Annotated in this window: 14 protein-coding genes and 1 tRNA gene; 5 read left to right on the top strand and 10 right to left on the bottom strand. The window is 68.6% G+C overall.

All coding sequences use genetic code 11. From position 1 onward, the window contains the following. Positions 1 to 29: 29 nt before the first annotated feature. The 6 genes from hisD to P0592_RS16015 form a co-directional block, all read right to left on the bottom strand. Entirely contained in the window at positions 30 to 1,298 is a 1,269-nt protein-coding gene (gene hisD, locus P0592_RS16040) for a histidinol dehydrogenase (RefSeq protein WP_276271917.1), read from the bottom strand. A 47-nt stretch (positions 1,299 to 1,345) separates the two neighbouring features. Beyond that, positions 1,346 to 2,629 (bottom strand): outer membrane protein assembly factor BamB family protein, encoded by a 1,284-nt coding sequence (locus tag P0592_RS16035; protein ID WP_276271916.1) that lies wholly within the window; start codon positions 2,627 to 2,629, stop codon positions 1,346 to 1,348. A gap of 95 nt (positions 2,630 to 2,724) precedes the next feature. Then, complete coding sequence (locus P0592_RS16030) at positions 2,725 to 4,767, bottom strand: SpoVR family protein (protein WP_276271915.1); 2,043 nt, start codon at positions 4,765 to 4,767, stop codon at positions 2,725 to 2,727. Further along, positions 4,764 to 6,083, bottom strand: coding sequence for a YeaH/YhbH family protein (locus P0592_RS16025; RefSeq protein WP_276271914.1), 1,320 nt, complete (start codon positions 6,081 to 6,083; stop codon positions 4,764 to 4,766). Before P0592_RS16025 ends, P0592_RS16030 begins: the two co-directional genes overlap by 4 nt. Next, the gene (locus tag P0592_RS16020; RefSeq protein ID WP_276271913.1) at positions 6,074 to 8,356 is read right to left on the bottom strand and encodes a PrkA family serine protein kinase; all 2,283 of its coding nucleotides are present in this window, start codon (positions 8,354 to 8,356) and stop codon (positions 6,074 to 6,076) included. The genes P0592_RS16025 and P0592_RS16020 overlap by 10 nt, the downstream gene beginning before the upstream one ends. Next, a complete protein-coding gene (locus P0592_RS16015) occupies positions 8,356 to 10,428 on the bottom strand; it encodes a PrkA family serine protein kinase (RefSeq protein ID WP_276271912.1) in 2,073 nt (690 codons plus the stop codon). The genes P0592_RS16020 and P0592_RS16015 overlap by 1 nt, the downstream gene beginning before the upstream one ends. 433 nt (positions 10,429 to 10,861) lie before the next feature. On the opposite strand from P0592_RS16015, the gene P0592_RS16010 reads away from it, so the two are divergent. The 3 genes from P0592_RS16010 to P0592_RS16000 are packed head-to-tail and all read left to right on the top strand — an operon-like array spanning position 10,862 to position 12,312. Then, positions 10,862 to 11,239, top strand: a complete 378-nt coding sequence (locus tag P0592_RS16010) for a DUF5820 family protein (RefSeq protein ID WP_276271911.1) — start codon at positions 10,862 to 10,864, stop codon at positions 11,237 to 11,239. Between the two features lie 33 nt (positions 11,240 to 11,272). Next, the gene (locus tag P0592_RS16005) at positions 11,273 to 11,725 is read left to right on the top strand and encodes a UPF0179 family protein (RefSeq protein ID WP_276271910.1); all 453 of its coding nucleotides are present in this window, start codon (positions 11,273 to 11,275) and stop codon (positions 11,723 to 11,725) included. After that, the gene (locus P0592_RS16000; protein WP_276271909.1) at positions 11,722 to 12,312 is read left to right on the top strand and encodes a cupin domain-containing protein; all 591 of its coding nucleotides are present in this window, start codon (positions 11,722 to 11,724) and stop codon (positions 12,310 to 12,312) included. The genes P0592_RS16005 and P0592_RS16000 overlap by 4 nt, the downstream gene beginning before the upstream one ends. A gap of 38 nt (positions 12,313 to 12,350) precedes the next feature. Here the strand turns inward: P0592_RS16000 and P0592_RS15995 are convergent, their stop codons facing one another. Genes P0592_RS15995 through P0592_RS15985 form a run of 3 tightly spaced genes read right to left on the bottom strand, consistent with a single transcriptional unit; the run spans position 12,351 to position 13,935 of the window. Continuing rightward, positions 12,351 to 13,139: a M14 family metallopeptidase gene (locus tag P0592_RS15995; protein WP_276271908.1), complete on the bottom strand. Its 789-nt coding sequence runs from the start codon at positions 13,137 to 13,139 to the stop codon at positions 12,351 to 12,353. Positions 13,140 to 13,193: 54 nt separating this feature from the next. Beyond that, positions 13,194 to 13,673, bottom strand: coding sequence for a DUF309 domain-containing protein (locus P0592_RS15990; RefSeq protein WP_276271907.1), 480 nt, complete (start codon positions 13,671 to 13,673; stop codon positions 13,194 to 13,196). A 40-nt stretch (positions 13,674 to 13,713) separates the two neighbouring features. After that, on the bottom strand, positions 13,714 to 13,935 hold the full coding sequence (locus P0592_RS15985; RefSeq protein WP_276271906.1) for a hypothetical protein: 222 nt from the start codon (positions 13,933 to 13,935) through the stop codon (positions 13,714 to 13,716). A 97-nt stretch (positions 13,936 to 14,032) separates the two neighbouring features. Between P0592_RS15985 and P0592_RS15980 the strand changes: the two genes are divergently transcribed. Further along, positions 14,033 to 14,116: transfer RNA gene (locus P0592_RS15980), tRNA-Leu, on the top strand. A gap of 373 nt (positions 14,117 to 14,489) precedes the next feature. Here the strand turns inward: P0592_RS15980 and P0592_RS15975 are convergent. Continuing rightward, positions 14,490 to 15,479 (bottom strand): VOC family protein, encoded by a 990-nt coding sequence (locus tag P0592_RS15975; RefSeq protein ID WP_276271905.1) that lies wholly within the window; start codon positions 15,477 to 15,479, stop codon positions 14,490 to 14,492. 170 nt (positions 15,480 to 15,649) lie between these two features. On the opposite strand from P0592_RS15975, the gene P0592_RS15970 reads away from it, so the two are divergent. Further along, on the top strand, positions 15,650 to 15,850 hold the full coding sequence (locus P0592_RS15970) for a hypothetical protein (RefSeq protein WP_276271904.1): 201 nt from the start codon (positions 15,650 to 15,652) through the stop codon (positions 15,848 to 15,850). The last annotated feature ends 42 nt before the right edge of the window (positions 15,851 to 15,892 follow it).

Raw genomic sequence — 15,892 nt, 5'->3', positions numbered from 1 at the left:
CCCGCTCACTCCGTTCGCTCGTCGCCCCTCTAGTCGAACCGCTTGCGCACGCTCTCCGCGTGGGCCTCCAGGCCCTCGGCCTCGGCGAGCGTCGTGATCGTCTCCCCGATGTCCGCCAGGGACTCCTCGGAGAGCCGCTGGACCGTCGTCGAGCGGAGGAACGTGTCCACCGACAGGCCGCCGGTGACGCGGGCGCTCCCGCCGGTGGGGAGGACGTGGTTCGGCCCCGCGGCGTAGTCGCCGGCCGCGACGGGACTGTACGGACCGAGGAACACCGAACCCGCGGAGTCGATGCGGTCCAGCAGGGCCTCGTCGTCCGCGGCCTGGATCGAGAGGTGTTCGGCGGCGTACTCCTCGGCGAACAGCACCGCCTCGCTCATCGACCGGGCGTGGAAGACGCCGGAGGCGTCGTTGTCCAGCGCCGCGCGGACGATCGCCTCGCGCTCGCGGCCCTCTGCCTGCTCCTCGACCGCCGCCGCGACGGCCTCGGCCGTCGCCTCGTCGTCGGTCACGGCCACGACGGAGGCGTTCTCGTCGTGTTCGGCCTGTGCGACGAGGTCGGCCGCGACGAGGTCGGGGTCGGCCGCGCCGTCGGCGACGACCAGCACCTCAGACGGGCCGGCGAGGAAGTCGATCGCCACGTCGCCCCGGACCTCGGCCTTCGCCGCCGTGACCCACCGGTTCCCCGGCCCGACGACGATGTCCGTCGCCGTCACCGTCTCGGTGCCGTACGCCAGCGCGGCGACGGCCTGTGCGCCGCCGACCTGGTAGACGGCGTCGGCCCCGGCGACGTGGATCGCCGCCAGCGTCACGGGGTTGACCTCTTCGGCGGGCGGCGTGGCGACGGCGACGTGGTCGACGCCGGCCACCTTCGCCGGGAGCACGCCCATCAGCGCGCTGGAGGGGTAGGCGGCCGTGCCGCCGGGCGCGTAGACGCCGGCGCTGGAGAGCGGTCGGTAGCGCCGCCCCAGCTCCCGGCCCTCGAAGTCAGCGCGCCAGTCCTCGGGGACCTGGCGCTCGTGGAACGCGCGGACGTTCTCGGCGGCGTCCTCGATCGCCGTCCGGACGTCGTCGTCGATCTCCTCGTACGCGCGTTCGGCCGCGTCGGTGATCTCGACGTTGCCCACCTCGACGTCGTCGAACTCGCTGGCGAACCGGCGGAGCGCGGCGTCGCCCTCGTCGCGGACCTGTGCGACGATGTCGCGGGCGTCCTCGCGGACCGCCTCGACACCCGCGTCGCGGTCGAACAGGGCCGCGCGCTCGTCGGGGCCGAGGTCGGCGACAGTGCGGACGTTCATACGCGCCGTTCGTGACCGGCGGAGAAACGGGTTTCCCTTCGGGAGCGTCAGGGCGTCACCGAGAGCAGGGTCGACGCCTCGCCCGCGTAGACGCGCTCGGCCCCCATCGCGAACCGCGTCAGTTCGGCCTCGCCGGCGTAGGACCACGCCCGCTCTCCGGAGGCGGCGTCGAGCGCGAGGACGTGGCGGTTCCGGTCCTCCTGGCTCTCCGAGCGCCGGAACACGACCTGGTCGTCGAGGAGGCCGGTCGGGCGGGCGACGTAGGCGTCGACGGGCGTCGTCCACTCGACGCCGCCGTCCGAGAGCGAGATCGCAGCGGCAGTCCGACTGCCGACGTACAGCGTCCCGTCGGCGACCGGCGCGTCGTACAGCGTCGCCTGCACGTCGGCGGTCCAGCGGGGCTCGCCTGTCGCGGGGTCGAGGCTGGCGATCCGCTCCCCGCCGACCAGCAACTGGTCGCCGACGGCCTGGGTCGTCAGCGCACGCCAGTCGTCGAAGGTCCAGCGCTGCTCGCCGGTGGTCCGGTCCAGGCCGTGGACGACGGGCTCCCGCGGGTCGCTCGCGCTCACGAGCGCGACGGTGTCGCCGAGGACAGACAGCGTGCGGAACTGGTACTCCGGGACCTCGTAGCGCCAGTCGCGGGTGCCGTCGTGGCCGACCGCGTCGACGGCACCGTGGGTCGGGACGTAGACCCGGTCGTCGGTGACCAGCCCCCCGCTGTTGTCGCCGATCTCGACGGACCACTCCGTCGATCCGTCGGCCAGCGCGACCGCGTACAGCGTCTGTCCGGACGCCTGGAGGTGGTCGTCCGTCGTGGCGACGTAGGCGGTCCCGTCGTGGACGCCCAGAATATCGAGCCACCAGGACTGCGGTGCGAACCGCCAGCGCCGCCGGCCGCTGTCGGCCTCGACCGCGTGGACGGACTGGCTGGCGTGGAGTTCCTGGCTCCCGGCGACGGCGACGACCGCGCCGTCCGCGACCGTCGGCGACCCGCGGACCGCTTCCCCGGTGTCGTACTGCCACCGTCGGTCGCCCGTCGCCGCGTCGACGCCGACGAGGGTACCGGCCTCCGTGCCGGCGTAGACGCTCCCGTCGGCGACCGTCGGCCGGTCGGTCACCGGCCCCGACAGCGACCGCGCCCACGCGAGGTGTTCGGCGTCCGCTCTACCGCCGGTGTCCGTGTCTGTCGCGGGCGTCGAAGAGTCGGTCCGCTCCGTCGGTGGCGTGGCTCCGTCGGGAGTGGCCGTCCCGCCACCCCCGTCACCGGACTCGGTACAGCCCGCGACCGCCGCCGTCGCCGCGGCCGCGAGGAACGCGCGTCTGGAGGGCATAGCGAGACGTGGCACTCGCTCGGACACATACCTTCTGGAGGGTTCGACGGCGGTTTGAGCGACCGGTCACCCGGCCGAGTGCCCGGCGGTCGCCGTCAGGCCAGCCACTCGTCTGGCTTGGTGTTGTAGTCGACGTCCGTCGCCGCGAGGTGTTCGACCTCGCTCCAGGGGACGTCCTCGACAGTGATCTCCTCGCCGTCGTAGCGCAGGCGCTTGCCCACCTCCTCGGGTTCGGGCTCGCTGTCGCGGCGCTTCGCGACCTCGACGTCGTGGTCGTCGAACTCCTTGACGATGGTCAGCAGATTCACCGGCCGGCCCCAGAGCTCGAACACCCGCTCCAGCACGTCGGCGGCCTGCTCGACGTCCAGCATCACGCCGTTGTACTGGTGGGCCAGCAGCAGTTCGTTGCGGTTGTCGTAGTTCCCGTCCTCGACGACGACGGTGGGTTTGCCGAAGTTCGTGAACTGCAACATCAGCTTCTTCTTGACGTCTTCGTGGTCCGTCGAGGTCACGCGGTAGTCGCCGGAGGCGTGGGTGTACTCGTAGGTGAAGTAGTCGTTGTCGTCGACGAACTCCTGGGTGAGGAACTCGTCGAGGAAGGTGACGTCGTTGTGGCTCTCGCGGATCTCGCGCATCCGATCCCAGCCGCGGGTGTGGTCGACGTCCGCCAGCGCCTCGGCCACGCTGTCGTAGCGGTCGTGGTCGAACATGTACCGCGACACGCGCTCGAGTTCCGACTGGCTGATCCGTGAGACGAACCCGCGGTTCTGTGGCTGGACCAGCGAGTAGTGGCGCTCACAGAGCCCCTCGTAGGTCAGGACCTTCCAGGGGTACGTGCCGGCGTCGAACTCGCCGTCCCGGGCGGCCGCGAGCGCGTCGGCGTCGACCCGCGAGTCCTCGGGATCGAGTTCGTCGAGGTAACCGGCCACGTCGGCGAGCCACGCCGGCGGTTCGAGGTGCTCCTGCACGGCCTCGAAGTCGACCACCTCGTGGAAGTTCCGCCACGAGACCCCCTCGACGCGCAGCAGGCGCTCGACGACCTCCCGGCGGTTCTCCGTGTTCTCGACGTACTCCCAGAGCTCGAGGCCGAGCTTGTACGGATTGAGGCCGGGCGCACCGAGGACGCGGGCCATGTGGTCGGCGTAGAGGACGAACTCGTCGTCGCCCGCGAAGTTCTCGCGGGTCATCATCAGCGACTCCCAGTAGGCGGCCCACCCCTCGTTCATCACCTTCGTCATCTTCTGGGGGGCGAAGTAGTACGCCTCCCGGCGCAGCAGTTCGAGCACGTCCTTCTGCCAGTCGGTCATCTCGACGGCCTTCCCGGCGTCCTCGTCGTAGGCCATCCCGTGTTTCCGGAGGAACCCCAGCACGTCCTTCTCCGGGTCGGCGGGGAAGGAGACGCCGTCCTCGTCGTCGGCCTGGGCGTCGAGCCACTCGTCGTCGAACACCTGCCGCTTGACCTCGTCCGAGAGCTCCAGTTCGTCCAGCTGTTCGGCGACGTCCGCGCCCTCGATGTCGTCGAGGTGGTCCTCGACCGTCTCCACCGGGCTGTACGGCTCGTGCTGGTCGATGTTGTCCTCCAGACAGAGGACGTGGTCGATGAACCGCTCGACGTCCTCGCGCTCGATGTCCGGGTCTTGCATGTACTCCCTGACGACGTCGCTGTGGCGCGCGAGCATCCCGGCGGCGTCGGGACCCCGTGAACGGCCGCTCTCGTCGCCGCTCTCGGCGGCCAGCGGCGTCCCGTCGGTGAACAGCCCGAACCACTCGTTGTTGGCGAAGAAGTCGGCGTGGGCCTCGACGTGGGTGATGACCGCCTTCTGGTCGGCCAGGGTGTTGGACTCCTGGAGGAACGCGTGGGCGGGGTCGTCGTTGTTGACGATCTCGAAGGCCTTCCCGCCGAGGAACTGCCCCTGCTTCTGCTGGCGGTCGTACTGCATCCCCCACCGCCAGTGCGGGTAGCGCTTCTGGAACCCGCCGTAGGCGATGAGCTCGTTCATCTCGTCGTAGTCGACGATCCAGTAGTTGACCGGGTAGGGCGTCAGCCCGAGTTTGCGGGCGAGGTTGCCGGCCTCGGTGACCGGTTCCGCCAGGTCGTCGGCGATCCGTTGCTTGGCGAATCTGTCGTGAGTGGTCATCCCTCTTCCTCCGTGCTGAGTATCTCGTAGATGGCGTCGACGACGTCCTCCGGCGAGGAGACGTACGCCACCGCCACGTCGTCGCTGTCGCGGAACGCCCGCTCGACCTCCTCGGCGTGGGTCGCGTTGATGGCGTTGCCGCTGGGCTGGGTCTCCACGTAGGCGTGGAGGTTCGCCGGGATCTGCTCCATCAGCGGGACGACCTTCTCCTCGGTGTCGTTGCTGGAGTTCTCCGAGTCGCCGGCCGCGAACACGTAGCGGTTCCACTCGCTCCAGGGGTAATCCTCCTCTAACACGGCGGCGGCGAGTTCGTACGCGCTGGAGATGCGGGTCCCGCCGCCCGAGCGGATGCCGAAGAACTCGTCGCGGTCGACCTCCCAGGCGTCGGCGTCGTGGGCGATGTAGACGAACTCCGCGTTGTCGTACTTGCCCTGGAGGTACCAGTCCAGCGGCGTGAACGTCCGCTCGACGAGTTCCCGCTTCTTCTGTCGCATCGACCCCGAGACGTCGCGGATGTTCACGACGACGACGTTCTTCTCGCGCTCCTCGACGATCTCCGGGTAGCGGTAGCGCTCGTCCTCCCGACGGAAGGGGATCTCGTCGACGCCGTCCCGGCGGATGCGCGTGGGCGTGTCGACCTGCTCGACGTTGGCCTCCATCTCCTCGACGCTCGCCCACGTCGTCTTCTCCTCGTCCGGGACGTCCTCGTAGGCGTCGGCGATCCACGATTTCGAGACGGGGATGTTCTGCTCGCGGGCCCACTCGAAGACCGTCGCCGGTCCCCAGCCGTCGATCTTCAGGGCCTCGCGGACGTAGTCCTCGTCGAAGTCCATCGCGAGCTTGCGCTTCAGCCCCTTCTTGAACAGGCGCTCGAAGTCCAGCGTCGAGGACGGCCCCGTCCGGGTGATGTCGGTGAAGTCCCCCTCGGTCTCCTCGACGACCTTCTTGCCCTTCGGATCGAGGTCCAGCCCGAGCTGCTCGTCGAGTTCCTCGGCGAACTCCTCGGGGTCCATCTCGTAGTACTCGTGTTCGCCGCCCTCCTCGCCGGGCTCGCCGTCCTCGTCGCCGTCACCGTCGCCGGGCTGGGGCTGAGGCTGGCCGACCGGATCGCCGGGCTCGGCTCCTTCCCCCTGTCCGACGCCGCCCTGGTCGCGCTGGTCGTAGGCGAACTCCGGGAGGTCGACGATCTTGATCGGGACCCGGACCTCGTCGTCCCGGGACTGACCCAGATCGCCGTACTGGATGAACTCGGCGAGGTCCTGCCGGCGCTCCTCGCCAACTTCGCGGTACCGTTCGAGGTCGTCTCTCAGTCCCATCGGTAACTCACCTGGCTCATGACGTGGCGGCTGGTCAGTTCCGCCGCGGCCTCGCTGTAACCGTGCATCTCGACCATGTTCTCGATCGTCTTCTCCTTCAGCCGGGCCGTCTCCGTGTTCGACGGCGGTTCGTCCCACTGCCGGGGGTCGAAGTCCTCGTAGGTCCGTTCGACGTCGTCCCAGTCGTGGCTGCCCAGCACGGTCTTGATCACCGGGATCTCCTTGGGCGCGACGTCGCCGACCCGGAACTCCTCGTCGCGGCGCTGCCACGCGTGGCGGTTCAGCGCCGTGATGATCTTGTCGGTGCGGAACTCCTCGACGGCGTCGTCCGGGTCGTCGCCCGCGTAGTTGCTCTCGTCGAAGCGGCCGAGGTGCTCGATCTCGAACACCTTCATCTTCAGCGGGTCCGGGTCGACCAGTTCGCCGCGGGGGTTCTCGATCTGCTCGTCGGCGGCCCACGCGTAGACGTGCTCGATGTACTCCTCGACGGTGTCCTCGTCGACGCGCTTGTCCCGCATCATCGCGTCGAGCACGTCCTGCTCCTGCTCGCCGAAGACGTGGTTCTTGACCGGGACGACCCGCTCCTCGTACTCGCTGGCCTCCGTCGTCGAGAAGACCGGCGCGTCGATCATCCCCTCTGCGACGGCGTTGAGCACGTCGCGGGGCATGATGACGTGCTCGACGGGCAGGTCGGGGTGGTGGCGGTCCCGCTCCTCGTGGAGGAGGTCGGCGACCACGTCACGGACGTAGGTGACGGGGATGCCGTGGTCGCCGTCGTGTTCGGTGGTCTCGAGGTCGTAGTCCTCGATGTCGACCCGCTCGTCGCCCTCCATCAGGTAGCCCCGGTCGAACAGCAGCGCCTTGTCGACGAGGTCCAGCCCGTTGGGCAGCGAGGCGGCGTCCAGCCGCGAGACGACGGCGTACAGCGCCGCCGCCTCGACCGTGTGGGGCGCGAGTTCCTTCTCCGTCACGGACGCCTGTTCGTCGCGGACGGAGACGGTCAGTGGCTCCTGGATCCGCTCCTCCAGCTCCTCCCACGAGTCGGGGTCCCAGACCGTGGTCTCGTTGGTCAGCTCCCGGCGCAACAGCTGGGCCTCCAGCGAGAGGTTCGTCAGGTAGGTGAACTCGTGTTTGTCCAGCCGGCGCTTCAGCGCCTTCAGCGGGTCCTGGCCCTCCCGGTCGGCGTGCTGATTGAGCTGGGCCTCCAGGTCCGGGTTCGAGATGATGACCATCTGGGTGTCGACGTCCATCCCGATGCCCTTGTCCAGCTTCACGCGTCCCTCGTCGGGGACGTTCAGCAGCTTCTGGAGCAGGTCGGCGTGCTGGGCGGCGTCCTCGACGACGGTCAACAGCCCGTTGCCCTGCGAGAGGACGCCGTCGTAAGAGAACGCCTGCGGGTTCTTCCGACCCCGGGAGTCCAGTTCCCGGAGCATCCCGTGCATCCAGGAGCCGACCAGCCGCTCCTTCGGCGTCCCCTCGTCCTCGGAGTGGAGGACGCCGATGCCCTGGCCCACGTCGACGACGAAGTTCTTCACCCGGAGGTGGCCGGGGTCGGTCACCGCCGAGAACAGGTCCTCGACGCCCTGTCGGCGGTACTGCTCCTCCAGGTAGTCGTAGGCCTCCCGGGAGAACGGATCGAGCTCGCCCTCGACCCGGATCTCGGCGTGGTCGTCGAGCCGTGCGTTGAGTTCGGTCAGCAGCTCCCGGCGCACGTCCTGCGGGAACACCGTCAGGGGATGGACCTGGACCGGGCTGGCGTACCAGTCGTCCTCGTCCTCGATCGGCGTGTCGCCGTACGTCAACGCGCTGTCGGCATCGCCAGCGCCCGCGACGTTCCACTCGACGGTGTACCGGCGGCCCTCGGGCGTCTTGGAGTACTCGCGGAGCCCGTTGATGAGGCAGCGCTTGAGCTCGGACTTGCCGGTCGCCGTCGGCCCCTCCAGCCAGACGATCTTCTCGTCTTTCCCGCGGCCGGCGGCGATCGACCGGAGGTCGTCGACGAAGGCGTTCAGAACCTCCGTGTTGCCGAGGATGGCGTGTTCGCCGTCGTTGTGCGGGTCGTCGAAGAAGCGGTAGCGCTGGCGCTCCTCGCCCTCCTCGATGACGGTCCGGGTGCCCGCCGTCTCGATGGCGGCCAGCAGGTACTTCGAGGCGTGGGCGGCTATCTCGGGCGTCTCCAGCACCGTGTCGACGTACTCCGCGAGGCTCATCGGGGCCTCGTAGGTCGCGTCCAGCGACTCGTCCGCCCGGTCGATGTACTCCTCGCCCGTCATCAGTCTTCCATCTCGCTCTTGGCGACCTCCGCGCCGGCGAACTCGAGCACTTCCTTGGCCCCCTCCTCGGAGTAGCCCTGCTCGATCAGGGCGTCGATCCACTGGTTTCGCTCGTCGTCGTCCAGCTCGCCCGAGGACACCAGCGCCGAGAAGTTGATGTTGTGTTTCTTGTCCTCCCAGAGCTTCCGCTCCAGGGCCCGGCGCAGCCGGTCGTTGTCCTGGGGGTTGAACGTGTCGCCCTCGCGGGCACGCCGGGAGACCCAGTTCGAGACCTCCTGGCGGAAGTCGTCTTTCCGGTCCTCGGGGAGGTCGAGCTTCTCCTCGACCGAGCGGAGGAACTGCTCGTCGGGCTCCTGCTCGCGGCCGGTGAGCTCGTCTTCGACGGTGTCGTCGTCGATGTAGGCCATCACGTGGTCCATGTACTTCTCGCCCTGGCGCTGGATCTCGTCCATGTCGTAGGCCAGCGCGTGGCGCACGTCCTCGATGGCCCGCTGCTTGTACTCCTCGCGGACCAGTTCGAGGAAGCGGTAGTACTCGTCGAACGACTCCGCGTCGATGGAGCCGTGGTTCTCCAGATTGCCTTCCAGGTGGTTGAACGTCGTCAGCGGCGAGAGGAACTGCCGGTCGCGGTGCATCGAGTCCATGATCGTCTCGGCGATCTCGTCGCCGATGAACCGCGGGGAGACCCCCTCCATCCCCTCGCCGATCTCGGCCGTCTCCGCGGCCTCGTCGCGGAGCTTCTTGACGTCTACGTCGTCAGCCTCGTCGATCTCGCCGTTGTAGGCCTTTGCCTTCTGGACGAGGTCGATCGACTTCTCGTCGGGCTCCTCGATGCGGGTCAGGACGCCGAACAGTCCGGCCATCTCCAGCGTGTGGGGCTCGACGTGGATGTCCGGCAGGTCGGCGTTGCGCAGCATCTTCTCGTAGATGTGGGCCTCCTCCTCGTACTGGAGGACGTACGGGAAGTCGATGCGCTTGGTCCGGTCGTTGAACGCCTCCATCTTCTCGTCGCCCTTCTTGTCCCGGTACTCCGGCATGTTCGTCCGGCCGACGATGACCTGGTCGATGTCGATCCGGGGGTTGTTCTTGGGCTTGATCGTCTGCTCCTGGGAGGCGTGCAGGAAGTCGTAGAGGAACTCCCGCTGGAGCTTCAGCAGCTCCTCGCCGGAGAAGATGCCGCGGTTGGCGTTACAGAACGCCCCGGAGTAGTCGAACGCCCGCGGGTCGCTCTCGCCGTAGACGGCGATCTTCGAGTAGTTGACGTCGCCCGTCAGCTCGGTCTCGTCCTGGTTCTTCTTGTCCTTGGGTTCGAAGGTCTCGATCCCCTGGCGCTGGTTCTCGTCGGCGACGAACCGCATCACCTCGACGTGGTTCTCCAGCACCGCCTGCAGGTCGTCGTCGTAGTGGGCCAGCAGCTGGTCCATGTAGAACTCGCTGGCCGGATCGAGGTCCTGCTCGTTGCGGATGGTGTAGGGGGCGTCCAGTTCCTCGTTGACGTCCTCGATGACCCGGTCGCGCTGGTCCTGGGGGAGCAACACGATCGGGTCCTGGTTCATCGGCGACCGGACCACGTCGTCCGCGGGGTCCTGGTCGCCGATGACGTCACAGAGGTTCGTCCAGCGGAAGGTGTACATCCGCCCCTCGTCCCGCCGGGTGTAGTCCTCGAAGTAGGTCCGGACCTGCCGGTCGAAGTCGGACTTCCCCGAGCCGACCGGCCCCAGCAGGAGCTTGATGCGTTTCTCGGGTCCGAGGCCGCGAGCGCCCGACTTGACCTTGTTGACGAACTCGTGGATCGCCTCGTGGACCTCCCGGCCGTAGAAGGTGTTCTCCCCGTCCTGTAACGGGTCCTCGCTGGCGATCTTGTACTCGACGACGCCGGCGTCCTCGTCGTACTCCGTCCCGTAGTAGTCGAACATGTCCGCGACCCGCTGGTGGGCGTTACGGGCGACGCGTGGCTCCTCGTACAGTCGGTCGAGGTACCAGTCGAAGCTCCGGGTCGTCCGGAGGTCCGCGGGGATGGTGTCTTGGTACTCCTTGCTCAGCGCTTCGAGTGTCTCCTTGTTCTTGCTCATGCTATCTCGGTGAGTTGTCCACGCGATCGACGTGTCGCGAACCGCGCGTCGGACCCAGTCCGCCGGCTCCCGTCACAGTCGCTCCGTGTACGCCTGCGGGCGGCCGCGGGACCCGCCGAAGCGGGCCGGTCGTCGTCACATACCATGTCTCTCGGGCGGGTGCTACGGGGACTCCCCCCACCCTGTTGGTAACGGGTGACAGTGCGTGACTGTTTCCGATACTATTTATTAGTTGAGTGCTTCACCAATATGAATCTTGTTCCGACAGGCATATACCACCGGCTCTTCGCACCCCGATCTGGTGAGCGAACACGGACACGGCGAGGCGTAGGTGTGTCAGCACGCGGCACGGCAGTTGCTGTCCATTTATATACGGCCGCCGAGCGCGGCGCGTGTCGGTGGAGTATTGGCCCGGGAGTTCCGACGGGCGGGTATGGAGCTCGACGGCCTCGTCGACGACTGGGACGTGTGGTCGGAGAGCGAGGACAAGCTCGTCCTCGTCTACCGCCCCGACGTGTTCGACAGCGAGCAGTTCCCGGCACCCTGCCTCCCGACGATCTACCTCACCCGGGGGAAGCGGACGCGCCGACCGGGCGCAGAGCGGCTCGGCGAGGACTGGTACGTGACGCTGTCCGTCGAGCCCGAGGTGACGCGGGACGCGGAGACCTACGGCGACCGTGCGGCCGCTGTCCGGGGTGCGGTCGACCTCGCCAACGCCTTCGCCGCGGGCGAGGTCGACTACCGCTCGCTGTACCAGGTGCCCCGCGAGGCGTACCTCGACGAACTGGACCGGCTGACCGGGCGAGCCTGAGCCTTTTCATCCCGCCCCGCCCTACGGTCGTCTATGACCACCGTCACCCTCGTCGGCACCCGCCTCGCGGAGGTGGGCGAGGAGTTCGTCTACAACGGGGAGGCAAGCGGCTGTGCCGGCTGCCCCTACCGCGACCAGTGTCTCAACCTGACCGAAGGCCGGCGCTACCGCGTCACGAGCGTCCGCGAGAGCGGGCAGACCCTCGACTGCGCGATGCACGACAGCGGGGTCCGGGCTGTCGAGGTCGAACCGGCCCCGGTCCGCGCCAACGTCCCGACGAAAGGTGCCTACGCGGGCAGCAAGACGTCGCTCGCCGGCCCCTGTCCCCACACCGAGTGCCCGAGCCACCCCTACTGCGAACCCAAGGGCGCGGAGTTCGGCGAGGAGTACCGCATCGAGCGCATCGTCGGCGACCCGCCACACGACTACTGTTTCCTCGACCGCGACCTGACGCTCGTCGAGTTCGAGGCCCCCGACGAGTCGTGAGCGACGCGGCACCGCCGTTCGGCCGCACGTACCCGACTGACGCCGACACCGTGTCGAGTCCGCCGGCCGGCAAGGTCGTCCGATTCCGCGAGCGACCGGACGATCCGGAGACCGACCCTCTCGTCTTCGAGATGTGGCTGGCCGCCGAGGGATCACACGGGCCGATGCTACACGTCCACCCGGAGCAGACCGAACGACTCGCCGTCGCGTCGGGGGTACTGGGTGTGGTCCACGAGGGGACCCGGCGGACCCTCACGGACGGCGAGGAGGCCGTGATTCCCCCCGGTGAGCGACACCGCTTCTGGAACGCCGGCGAGTCGGTTCTCCACCTCCGGGGGTCCGTGACGCCGGGGCTCCGAACGGAACAGTTTATGCGCGTCACGTACGGGCTCGCCAGGGACGGGGCCCCCGTCACGCCCTCGGGGATGCCGCTGAACGCGCTCCGGCTGGCCGTGTTGCTCGACGAGTACGACGACATGCTACTCCTCGCGTCCCTTCCCCTGTGGCTCCAGCTGGCGGGCATCCGGCTGACGGCCGTCCTCGGCCGGGCCGTCGGCTACCGGAACGACTACCCGGAGTACCGATAGCGCGACGACGGCCGCCACCACGCTCGCGACGGCAGCCCCTACTCCAGCACGCCGATCCGGTCGGCGGTGTAGCCGAACACGTCCTCGTACCCCTCGGCCGACAGCAGGATCGGGTGGAAGTCCGTCTCGGCGAAGATCCGCTCCCCGTCGGCCGCCGCGATGGGGTCGCCCGCCTCCAGCGCCTGGAAGTTCCGGGCGTACACCTCGTACTCGTCGGCCGCGGCCTTCGGGATGGGGTCGCCGAGCCGGAACACCGGGAGCGACGACGACCGCTCCGCCGGCGGGTCGTCGGTGACGCCGGTGACGGCGAGGAACTCGCGGATCACGCGCTCGGCGTTCGCCGCCGCCTCCGGCGATCCCTGGTAGCCACACTCGACCTCGACGGTCGACGGGACGGCGCTGAAGATGCGCCCCTCGTTGGCCCCCTTCGTGACCACGACGGCGTCGACGGAGAGGTGCGGGCAGACGTCCCGGACCAGCGGCGTCACCTCGTCGACGAGGGCGAACAGCCCGTCGTAGGACTGCGTCGAGTGCAGCGCCAGCACGGTACAGCCAGCGAGTTCGGCGGCGAGGTCGGCCGCCAGCCGCTCCTCGTGGGCCTCGCCGTTCGCGTCGCCGGGGAACACGCGGTTGAGGTCGGCGTCGACGTAGCGCTCGCCGGCCGCCAGTGCCGCCTCGTTGGCGACGACGAACTTGACCGGCCGCCCGACATCGGGCGGGTCCGCGAGGACGGCCTCGATACCGTCGCGGCCACACGGCTCGTCGCCGTGGATCGCGCCGACGACGGCCACCTCCGGCTCTCCGTCACCCAGTTGCTCGACTCGCATCTACCAGAGCTTGCGTATTCGTGGGTAAGAACGGTTTTGATTCGGCGACGGTCGTCAGTCCAACTCCTCGGCGAACGCGAAGTCCGCCTCCTCGGCGGTCGGGTAGCCGCCGTCGAGTCGGATCTGCCACCCCTCCAGCGCCGTCGGGTCCTCCAGCGCGTTGTCGACCCTCGTGCGCACGTCCAGGAGGTCCACGCCGTAGTAGTCGTTGGGCACGCCCTGGAAGTACTGCAGCGAGGTCCGGAACAGCGACCGCATCCCCTCGTCGTCCTCGAAGTCGAAGTGCTTGTACGCGCCGGCGGCCACCTGGACCATCCCGTGGAGGAACTTGCTCTCGGTGGAGCCGCGGCCGTAGTTGTACCACTCGTCCTCGAAGCAGTCGTGTGACTCGTGGAAGGCCCCGCTGTTGTACAGTCGGACGCCGTGGACGACGGCCCGCCGCAGCGTGGCGTGCTCCCACTGGCCGTCTGCCCGCCACCCGGTCGGGTCCCCCGGTGGGGCCTCGACGGAGGCGTCCCGCGTGTGCTCGTCCATAGGGACCGTTCGGCCCGCCGGGGGGTCAATCCACCGGTCCCTACAGCTCCTTTCCGCACTCCGGACAGACGGCGTCCGTCGCGTCCGTCGCGTGCCGGCAGCGCGGACACACCACCTCGTCGTCACCGAGCGACGCGGTGTCGTGGTACTCGGCCCCGTCACGGACGGCGTAGACGCCGATGGCGGCGGCGAACAGCACGAGCAGTCCCGCGATGAGCGGCATCGCACCCCCGAACTGCAGGACCGCAACGACGATGGACATAGCCGTAGGTCGGCACCCGTCGGCAAAGGCGTTCCCCCGGGCGGTTCCGTACGACCTAAGTACCGAAGCCTCCTCGGTACGGCCTGCGAGCACGCGTGCGAGGGTAGCCAAGCCTGGAAACGGCGGCGGACTCAAGATCCGCTCCCGTAGGGGTCCAGGGGTTCGAATCCCCTCCCTCGCACTGTGGACCCGAGCGGTCCCTCGCAACAGTGCGGAAGTCCGCGTGGAGCGGCCTTCCCTCGCAAACTTCTACCGACGAATTGTTCTGACAGATATCTCTCGACGGCGGACTCAAGATCCGCTCCCGGAGGGTCCTCGTGAGCGAAGCGAACGAGGGCTCGGAAGGCGAGCGGAGCGAGCCTTCCGGTGGTCCAGGGGTTCGAATCCCCTCCCTCGCACTGTGGACCCGAGCGGTCCCTCGTAAACAGTGCGGAAGTCCGCGAATAGCGAGGTCGACGCCCATCGACCTCGAAAACGAACGGCGCGCGAGCGCCGTGCGTGGAGCGGCCTTCCCTCGCAAACTCCTACCGACGGACGCCGAACAGCCGCGGCGCTCAGTCGTCCGCCTCGGCCGTCTCGGATCGGGGCACGGTCACGTCGGTGAGCTGTGCCTCGATCTCCTCGCGGCGGGCCTCGAACTCGCCGGGGAGGACCAGCCGCTCGCCGAGTTCGTCGAGCTGCTCGTCGCTGTCGTACCCCGGCCCGTTGGTGGCGAGTTCGAACAGGACGCCGCCGAACTCCCGGAAGTAGACCGAGCGGAACCAGTGGCGGTCGATCTGCTGGGTGGGGCGCAGGCCGGCCGACTGGACGGCCTGTCGCATCGCCGCCTGGGCCTCGTCGGTCGGCGTCTGGAAGGCGACGTGGTGGACCGTGCCGTGGCCCTGTCGGCCGCCCTCGACGGTGGGGAGGACGTCGACGTACTTGCCGACGGGACCCGGGGCCCCGAACCGGGTCCGCTCGTCGCCGGGAGTGTCGCCCGGCGACTGCTCGGTACCGACTCGTTCGAGGCCCATCGTCTCCAGGAGGTCCTCGGTCGGTTCGGGGTCGGCGAGCCACAGCGTCACGGAGTGGAACCCGCGGATGGCGTGTTCCGCGGGGACGAACTCCGTCCAGGGGACGGTCGGGTCGTCGTCGGGGATCTCGCTCTCGACCAGTTCGACGGGGAGGCCGTCGGGGTCCCGGAACGGCAGGACGGTCTCGCCGAACCGCTCGATCCGGTCGTCGTAGTCGACCCCGTGGTCGTCGAAGCGGTCCGTCCAGTAGTCGAGGCTCCCCTCGGGGACCCGGAAGGCCGTCCGGGAGACCTGCCCGGAGCCGACCTTCCCGCGGGACATTCCCTCCCACGGGAAGAAGGTCATACTGGTCCCGGGTGTCCCCTCCGCGTCGGCGAAGAAGAAGTGGTACGTCCCGGGGTCGTCCTGATTGACCGAGCGCTTGACCAGCCGGAGGCCCAGGGTCTCGACCCAGAAGTCGAGGTTCTGCTGCGGGTCGCCGGCGATGCAGGTGACGTGGTGGATACCGGGTGTGGGTTCGTGGTCGGTCATCACGGACGACTACGCGCCGGAGCTACTTCACTCCGTGCTGACACCGATGTCACCGGGTCGGCCGCTCGCCGCCGTCAGTCGCCGTGTAGAAATTTCCTCACATTTCGGAGGAAACAGCGGTTCTATGGCCTATGCGTACATTTATATCGGAGCGATAGATAATGACACACATGGCGACCGAGCAATCAGAGGGTGCTGGGGTCCGTGTGCCGCCGCTGGAGAACACCGCGTTCTTCTCCATCGAGTCGGACGACGAGTACGTCCGTATCGAGCAGTCCCTGGGGAATCAGGTACTGTACACCCCCGAAGAGGCACGGGACATCGCCGACGCCATCCTCGACGCCGTCGAGGAGGCGACCGACCAACCGTAGTTCTGCGCCGCAGTCCGAGGTGGTAAGAGGGCGGGGCGAGGA

This window comes from Haloarcula litorea, assembly GCF_029338195.1.
GTDB classification, from domain to species: Archaea; Halobacteriota; Halobacteria; order Halobacteriales; family Haloarculaceae; genus Haloarcula; species Haloarcula litorea.
The sequence above is the reverse complement of the archived record's forward strand: the minus strand, read 5'-3'. Positions and strand labels throughout refer to the sequence as shown.

Bases quoted from the DNA above. Each gene is read 5' to 3' on its own strand.
- P0592_RS16005 (WP_276271910.1), top strand. From the start codon at position 11,273: ATGACCACCGTCACCCTCGTCGGCACCCGCCTCGCGGAGGTGGGCGAG.
- P0592_RS15990 (WP_276271907.1), bottom strand. From the start codon at position 13,673: ATGGACGAGCACACGCGGGACGCCTCCGTCGAGGCCCCACCGGGGGAC.
- hisD (WP_276271917.1), bottom strand. From the start codon at position 1,298: ATGAACGTCCGCACTGTCGCCGACCTCGGCCCCGACGAGCGCGCGGCC.
- P0592_RS16025 (WP_276271914.1), bottom strand. From the start codon at position 6,083: ATGGGACTGAGAGACGACCTCGAACGGTACCGCGAAGTTGGCGAGGAG.
- P0592_RS16010 (WP_276271911.1), top strand. From the start codon at position 10,862: ATGGAGCTCGACGGCCTCGTCGACGACTGGGACGTGTGGTCGGAGAGC.
- P0592_RS16030 (WP_276271915.1), bottom strand. From the start codon at position 4,767: ATGACCACTCACGACAGATTCGCCAAGCAACGGATCGCCGACGACCTG.
- P0592_RS15985 (WP_276271906.1), bottom strand. From the start codon at position 13,935: ATGTCCATCGTCGTTGCGGTCCTGCAGTTCGGGGGTGCGATGCCGCTC.
- P0592_RS15995 (WP_276271908.1), bottom strand. From the start codon at position 13,139: ATGCGAGTCGAGCAACTGGGTGACGGAGAGCCGGAGGTGGCCGTCGTC.
- P0592_RS16020 (WP_276271913.1), bottom strand. From the start codon at position 8,356: ATGACGGGCGAGGAGTACATCGACCGGGCGGACGAGTCGCTGGACGCG.
- P0592_RS15970 (WP_276271904.1), top strand. From the start codon at position 15,650: ATGGCGACCGAGCAATCAGAGGGTGCTGGGGTCCGTGTGCCGCCGCTG.
- P0592_RS16035 (WP_276271916.1), bottom strand. From the start codon at position 2,629: ATGCCCTCCAGACGCGCGTTCCTCGCGGCCGCGGCGACGGCGGCGGTC.
- P0592_RS15975 (WP_276271905.1), bottom strand. From the start codon at position 15,479: ATGACCGACCACGAACCCACACCCGGTATCCACCACGTCACCTGCATC.
- P0592_RS16015 (WP_276271912.1), bottom strand. From the start codon at position 10,428: ATGAGCAAGAACAAGGAGACACTCGAAGCGCTGAGCAAGGAGTACCAA.